The sequence below is a fragment of the Haloferax sp. s1 genome (assembly GCF_058382125.1).
In genome coordinates this window covers 1-6,030 of record NZ_JBZRPK010000501.1, presented here as the reverse complement: position 1 = coordinate 6,030, position 6,030 = coordinate 1, and the positions used below count along the sequence as shown (strand labels likewise).

Sequence of the window (6,030 nt, the reverse complement as noted above, 5' to 3'; positions counted from 1 at the left end):
CGTTTGTCGTCATGAATGGTACCGCTGCGAGGCTGGTGGCCAACCTCGCTCGACACCTGAACTGTTTGGCTATACATGAATACCCGAACCGGTTGTTCCCGAAACGTGGAAATATCCCGAACATGTTCGCGAATGTTTTTGTCTCGGTAGGGGGAAAGGACCATATACAGATGCCCAGGGCAACACTTTCTCTCAGTCTCCCCGACGTGGTTTGGGTCTCCGACCTCTCCAGTCGGTACCCCGACGCCGAGTTCACCGTCCTCGCAGCCATGCCCGCCGAAGAGACGGGTGTCGGACTCGTCGAGATACACGCGGACGATATCGAGCCAATCGTTACGACAATCGACGAGTACGACTCGGTCGTCTCGGTGACGATTCTCGAAGCGCAACCCGACCAAGCGTTGGTCCAGTTCGAGACGACCGAGCCGTTGTTGATTCTCACCTTGAGTGAGGTCGGCATCCCGCTCGAACTCCCGATTACGATTGTCGATAGCGAGGTTATCGTCGAGGTTACGGCACCCCGAGAGAGCCTCTCGGAGTTAGGAAAACAGCTTACCCAGTTCGGTATCCCGTTCGACCTCGTCTCGATTCACCAGTCGGTCAGCACGGAGTCGCTTCTCACCGACGACCAGTACGACCTCCTCGAAACGGCAGTCTCGGAGGGGTACTACGACACGCCGCGTACGTGTACACTCACAGCGCTGGCCGACACCGTGGGTCTGGCGAAGTCGACGACGAGCGAAAAACTCCACCGTGCCGAGGGAAAAGTCATGAAAGCGTTCCTCACGCGGGACGACATCACGTTAGATTGAGTGTGCCGCCAGGCCAACGCTTCCGTAGTCGTGGTTTTCTGCTATTTCGTTGTCTCGCTTCCTGACTACTCCCGCTGTCCCGTCTCCTTCCTGACTTCCGACCAGAGTTGTGAGAGCTGGTCTGACGCCGACCGCGACGGCGAAGAGACTGACAGGTCGAGTTCGCCCGAAGTATGTGTCACAACCACTTCGTCGAACCCGAGTGCGTACTGCGCGGCCTCCCGTTTGTCGCCGCGCTTATCGAGTAACCCGGCGTCGACCATCTGTTCGAGTTTCCGGTACACTGTCGACCGGGGAAGGTTACAGGTATCCGCGATTTCGCTGGCGGTCATCGGACTGTCGAGGTGTCTGAGGACTGTCCGACACTGCTGACTCGTGAGCGCGTCGAACACGGTCTGAAAATCCGGTTCGAGCGCGTCAGAGAGAGGGTTCGTAGACATCGACTCAGTTCCTCGGGTGTACGGGTGTACTCTGCTCGCAATCCATATCGCGCTGTCGGTATATCCTCAGCTAGTGGGAAAGGTGTGTGGTCCAGTGGCGTAACACGCCGAACGATTGGCCGCCGGTTCTGACAGGTAATCTCACTTGACCTGTTTTCCCTCTCGGAATGTATCGGCGACCCCGAACATGTTCGAATTATTCCTGAGGCCTGGGAACAGACGAGCGTTATACCGATACCCTGGGCTAACGACCGGTTGTAATGAGAAAATACGTCGGTGCACCCGGTTCGACGATGTCGCGTCGCGAGTTCCTCGCTGCGACCGGCGGGGCAGGTATCTTTGGTCTCGCTGGCTGTACTGCGCCCACGAACGAAGATTCGAATGCAGCAGTCGGTACCGCTGATACAACGACGGCGGCAACTGACAACTCGACGCTGCCGTACACCAGTCCGCCCGAGGTGGTTCAGGTTGACGACCAGGGCGGCAAAGTGACGCTCAAGAGCGCACCAGCACGCCACGCTGTCCACCCCGGCGAGTCGATGGGCGGCCCTGTCGAGTTACCGCAGGTGTGGGCATTCAGTGCTGACGATGGTGACCCGAGCGTTCCCGGTCCGATTCTCCGGACGACCGAGGGCAACGACATGGAAGTGACGCTCGACAACACCGACGGGATGCGCCCTCACACGGTCCACTTCCACGGTGCGCAAAAGGCGTGGAAGGACGACGGCGTACCGACGACGACGGGTATCCGCGTCGACCCAGGCGAGAAACACACCTACACCATCCCGGCGAACGTTCCCGGCACCCACCTCTATCACTGCCACTACCAGACCCATCGCCACATCGAGATGGGGATGTACGGTATCTTCCGTGTCGACCCGAAGGGCTACGAACCGGCCGACAAGGAGTACTTCATGACGGTTAGAGACTGGGATTCGCGGCTTCCCCGGCAGATGGCTGGCGAGGACGTGAGCTACGACCCGCGTAACCGCAAGCCCGACGTGTTCACCGTCAACGGGAAGAGCGCCCCGCGGACGCTCCACCCCGAAGATGGCTCACCGATTATCGTCGAACACGGCGACAAAGTCCGGCTTCACTACGTCAACGCGGGCTACATGAGCCACCCGATGCACATCCACAACCACCGCTTCCAACTCGTCGAGAAGGATGGTGGGGTCATCCCCGAGGCCGCGCGCTACGAGGAAGACGTGACGAATATCGCACCTGCGGAGCGCCATACTATCGAGTTCACTGCCGACTCAGAGCCGGGTATCTACCTGATGCACTGCCACAAGGTCAACCACGTGATGAACGGGGACTTCTACCCCGGCGGCATGCTCGGCGGCGTCGTCTACAAGGAAGCGATGAAGAGCGATATCTTCTCGCAACTGATGGACTACGCGGGCTACGAACCGCAATAACTCGCGAATAACGTTCCCGAGTCGTTCATTTTTGGCAGCCATACCCATCTACGTGAAGCGTCCGAGGGAGGGGTTCACGGGCTTTCGAGGGTGTGGTAGGTCGCTTTTCAGGAAACGAGAGTGGAGATGCTACTCAACAGAGGGACTAGAATCACGACTCCCGAGATAGCGGCCGCCCGTCGGACTGTGAGGTCGTGTACATCGTGAATTGCATACGTAAGTATGTAGCCAATCCACAGGTATCCAACGAACCCAGTCACGGTGTTGAGCAGGACGAGCCACTCCGGAAGCTGCGTTTGTGTCGGCGTAGTGGTTGGGAGTCCACCGGTGAGGTGAAGAACCCAGACCGTCGCTGTCGAAATCGTATTCACGAGTAACAGCGGCAACGCAACCCAACCAACAGTCACCACAGTGCTCGTAACCGAGCCAACGCCACCGGCCACTCGTGAGAGGATGTACACCAAGGCGGTCGAAACGACCCAGATACCGGCCGCGCCGATTCCGCCGCCGAGCAGGACCGCGACGACTTGGATACCCACCGAGAACTCGGCGTCGCTGAACTGCGACAGGAAGGGGAGACCACTTGCGACGGCGACGACCCCGGTGAGATACAGGATGAGTACAGCGCCAGCGAACGAGGGCGTGTGCTGTTCGAAAAACTCGTGTGGGGCAAAAAGCGGTGTGGAGGGCATTACTGACTGATTGTATTGTCAACCAATTATCTATTTGGGTGGTCGGGAACCAATCACTACCAGTGATAGCAACCTACACAACGCTCAGAGCCGCTTGTCATAAAGATTATCAGCTAGTGGTATAACTAGGTGGTTAATGGCGTCAACTCAAATGCAGCGTGCCCGCGACGGGCAGGTAACCCCGGCGATGGAACGCGTGGCAGAGCGTGAGAACCGTGACCCCGAGTTCGTCCGGGAGCAAGTCGCCAACGGGCAGGCCGTTATCCCGGCCAACCACGCCCACGAGTCGCTCGACCCGATGATTATCGGGCGGGAGTTCTCCACGAAGGTCAACGCCAACATCGGCAACAGCGAGGAGACGAGCAGCCTCGAAGGGGAACTCAAAAAACTTCACACGGCCGTTCACTACGGGGCCGACACCGTCATGGACCTCTCGACGGGGTCGAACCTCGACGAAATCCGGGAAGCGAACATCAAATATTCGCCCGTTCCGGTCGGGACGGTCCCGATTTACGAGGCGGTCAAACGCGCCGAAAGCCCCGAAGAAATCACCCACGAACTGCTGCTCGATGTCATCGAAAAGCAGGCCAAACAGGGCGTCGATTACATGACGATTCACGCCGGGGTGTTGATGGAACACCTCCCCTTGACCGACGGCCGGAAGACGGGAATCGTCTCTCGCGGCGGGTCTATCCTCGCACAATGGATGGAAGAAAACGGCATGCAGAACCCGCTGTACACGAAGTTCGAAGAGATCTGTGACATCTTCGCCGAGCACGACGTGACTTTCTCACTCGGCGATGGGCTTCGGCCGGGTTGTCTCGCCGACGCATCCGACGACGCGCAGTTTGCCGAACTCGAAACGCTGGGCGAACTCACCCGGACCGCGTGGGACCACGGTGTTCAGGTGATGGTCGAAGGCCCCGGACACGTTCCGATGGACGAGATTGCGGACAACGTCGAAGGACAGCAGGCGGTCTGTGACGGCGCGCCGTTCTACGTCCTCGGTCCCCTCGTCACCGACGTTGCTCCCGGCTACGACCACATTACGAGCGCTATCGGAGCGGCCGAAGCGGGTCGCTCCGGGGCCGCGATGCTGTGTTACGTGACGCCGAAAGAACATCTCGGACTTCCCGAGCAAGAGGACGTGCGCGAGGGACTCGCCGCGTACCGAATCGCCGCCCACGCGGCCGACGTCGCCAACGACCTGCCGGGCGCTCGCGACTGGGACGACGCGCTCTCGGAGGCACGCTACCAGTTCGACTGGCGTCGGCAGTTCGACCTCGCGCTCGACCCCGAACGCGCCCAGTCGTACCACGACCAGACGCTGCCCGGCGACAACTACAAGGAAGCGCGGTTCTGCTCGATGTGTGGTGTCGAGTTCTGTTCGATGCGCATCGACCAAGACGCCCGCGACGCCGACGGCGAGATGTCGGAAATCGAATCCGAGACGGACCTGAACGTGTCCGAAGCTGCTGAGGCGAACCTTCCCCCGGTCGGCACGCACGACACGAGCGGCGTCCCCGAGGAAATCGAAATCAACGGCGTCACGTTCACGCCGGAACACGACCACGAACACGAACACAGCCACGCCGACGACTAAAGGGCCGAAAACCCTCAGTCCGAAGTGGACGAGACCGCCTCACCGAGGAGCACCACACCGCCGAGCAGGCAGCCAGTCACGAGGGCAATCAATGGTCCGACGAACGCCCCTTTCCCGCCGTACCGATGGAATTCCTCGGTGACGACGAGTGTCCGAACGTTCAGGAGCGTGAGTCCAAGCGTCACGAAACTCAGTCCGACGATGACGACCGAGGCGATACTGCGTTCGGCGGCACGAACCTGAGTGAGGGAAACCACGCTCAGGAGGGCTGGTGTAACCCATATCCCACCACCGAGTACGACCCCTCCCAGTGTCGTCGCCGACAACTGCGAGAGACGCACAGGCGGAATGGTGAACAGTGCGATGAGAACCCCGAAAACGCCGACGGCGAGTCCTTGCTGGAGACGCCGAATCCGGGACCCACCTCTCGCTGCCATAAATGTTGTGTGGGTGTCACTTACTAATACGTTGCGGCGAACAGCGAACAGCGTGCAATCGGATATTTCCGCGACGTGTCGGTGGCTTCATTTTCTCCGTGTTTGAATTGCTACCTCGATGGTCCTCGGCGATTTCGTCCCCTCGTCTCCGCTCGTGAACGTCCTCGTGGTTCTCCTTACGCCCGGCCTCATCTGGTTCGGCAGCGGGTGGCTCGAAGAGTCTGCGGACCACCTCGCGACCCACTACGGCCTGCCAGCAGTGGTTCAAGGCTCGATTATCGTCGCGCTTGGGTCGAGTTTCCCCGAGTTCGCAAGCGTCACTATCGCTGCGGCCGCCGGTGTCTTCGACATGGGTGTCGGCGCAATTGTCGGGTCCGCCATCTTCAACATTCTCGTGATTCCGGCGCTGTCGGGACTCGCTTCCGAAGGCGACCTCGAAACCAGCCGTCTCGTCGTCTACAAGGAGGCGCAATTCTACATGGTCGCCGTCGCTACACTCGTGGTCACGTTTTCGCTTGCCGTCATCTACTTCCCCGAGCCGAACGCTCCACCGCTCACCGGCCAAATCACCCGTCCGCTCGCACTCATCCCGCTGTTTCTCTACGGACTCTACCTCTTCATTCAG

General features: G+C 59.8%; 7 protein-coding genes. 4 read left to right on the top strand and 3 right to left on the bottom strand.

Going from position 1 to position 6,030, the window contains the following annotated elements; all coding sequences use genetic code 11:
- The first annotated feature begins 170 nt into the window (after positions 1–170).
- Positions 171–812, top strand: coding sequence for a helix-turn-helix domain-containing protein (locus tag QT222_RS08005; protein WP_004059601.1), 642 nt, complete (start codon positions 171–173; stop codon positions 810–812).
- A gap of 65 nt (positions 813–877) precedes the next feature.
- Here QT222_RS08005 and QT222_RS08000 read toward each other — a convergent pair whose 3' ends face one another.
- Positions 878–1,252: a winged helix-turn-helix domain-containing protein gene (locus tag QT222_RS08000; protein ID WP_004059602.1), complete on the bottom strand. Its 375-nt coding sequence runs from the start codon at positions 1,250–1,252 to the stop codon at positions 878–880.
- A 260-nt stretch (positions 1,253–1,512) separates the two neighbouring features.
- Between QT222_RS08000 and QT222_RS07995 the strand changes: the two genes are divergently transcribed.
- Positions 1,513–2,673 (top strand): multicopper oxidase domain-containing protein, encoded by a 1,161-nt coding sequence (locus QT222_RS07995; protein ID WP_491476859.1) that lies wholly within the window; start codon positions 1,513–1,515, stop codon positions 2,671–2,673.
- A 107-nt stretch (positions 2,674–2,780) separates the two neighbouring features.
- Here the strand turns inward: QT222_RS07995 and QT222_RS07990 are convergent, their stop codons facing one another.
- A complete protein-coding gene (locus QT222_RS07990) occupies positions 2,781–3,365 on the bottom strand; it encodes a YIP1 family protein (protein ID WP_491476858.1) in 585 nt (194 codons plus the stop codon).
- A 136-nt stretch (positions 3,366–3,501) separates the two neighbouring features.
- Here QT222_RS07990 and thiC point away from each other — a divergent pair, with 136 nt between their 5' ends.
- Positions 3,502–4,968: a phosphomethylpyrimidine synthase ThiC gene (thiC, locus tag QT222_RS07985; protein WP_081603724.1), complete on the top strand. Its 1,467-nt coding sequence runs from the start codon at positions 3,502–3,504 to the stop codon at positions 4,966–4,968.
- A gap of 14 nt (positions 4,969–4,982) precedes the next feature.
- Here the strand turns inward: thiC and QT222_RS07980 are convergent, their stop codons facing one another.
- Complete coding sequence (locus QT222_RS07980; protein ID WP_491476857.1) at positions 4,983–5,405, bottom strand: hypothetical protein; 423 nt, start codon at positions 5,403–5,405, stop codon at positions 4,983–4,985.
- Positions 5,406–5,523: 118 nt separating this feature from the next.
- Here QT222_RS07980 and QT222_RS07975 point away from each other — a divergent pair.
- Positions 5,524–6,030: sodium:calcium antiporter (locus tag QT222_RS07975; protein WP_491476856.1), on the top strand; the 507-nt coding region annotated here is incomplete at its 3' end.

Bases quoted from the DNA above. Each gene is read 5' to 3' on its own strand.
- QT222_RS08005 (WP_004059601.1), top strand. From the start codon at position 171: ATGCCCAGGGCAACACTTTCTCTCAGTCTCCCCGACGTGGTTTGGGTC.
- QT222_RS08000 (WP_004059602.1), bottom strand. From the start codon at position 1,252: ATGTCTACGAACCCTCTCTCTGACGCGCTCGAACCGGATTTTCAGACC.
- QT222_RS07995 (WP_491476859.1), top strand. From the start codon at position 1,513: ATGAGAAAATACGTCGGTGCACCCGGTTCGACGATGTCGCGTCGCGAG.
- QT222_RS07990 (WP_491476858.1), bottom strand. From the start codon at position 3,365: ATGCCCTCCACACCGCTTTTTGCCCCACACGAGTTTTTCGAACAGCAC.
- thiC (WP_081603724.1), top strand. From the start codon at position 3,502: ATGGCGTCAACTCAAATGCAGCGTGCCCGCGACGGGCAGGTAACCCCG.
- QT222_RS07980 (WP_491476857.1), bottom strand. From the start codon at position 5,405: ATGGCAGCGAGAGGTGGGTCCCGGATTCGGCGTCTCCAGCAAGGACTC.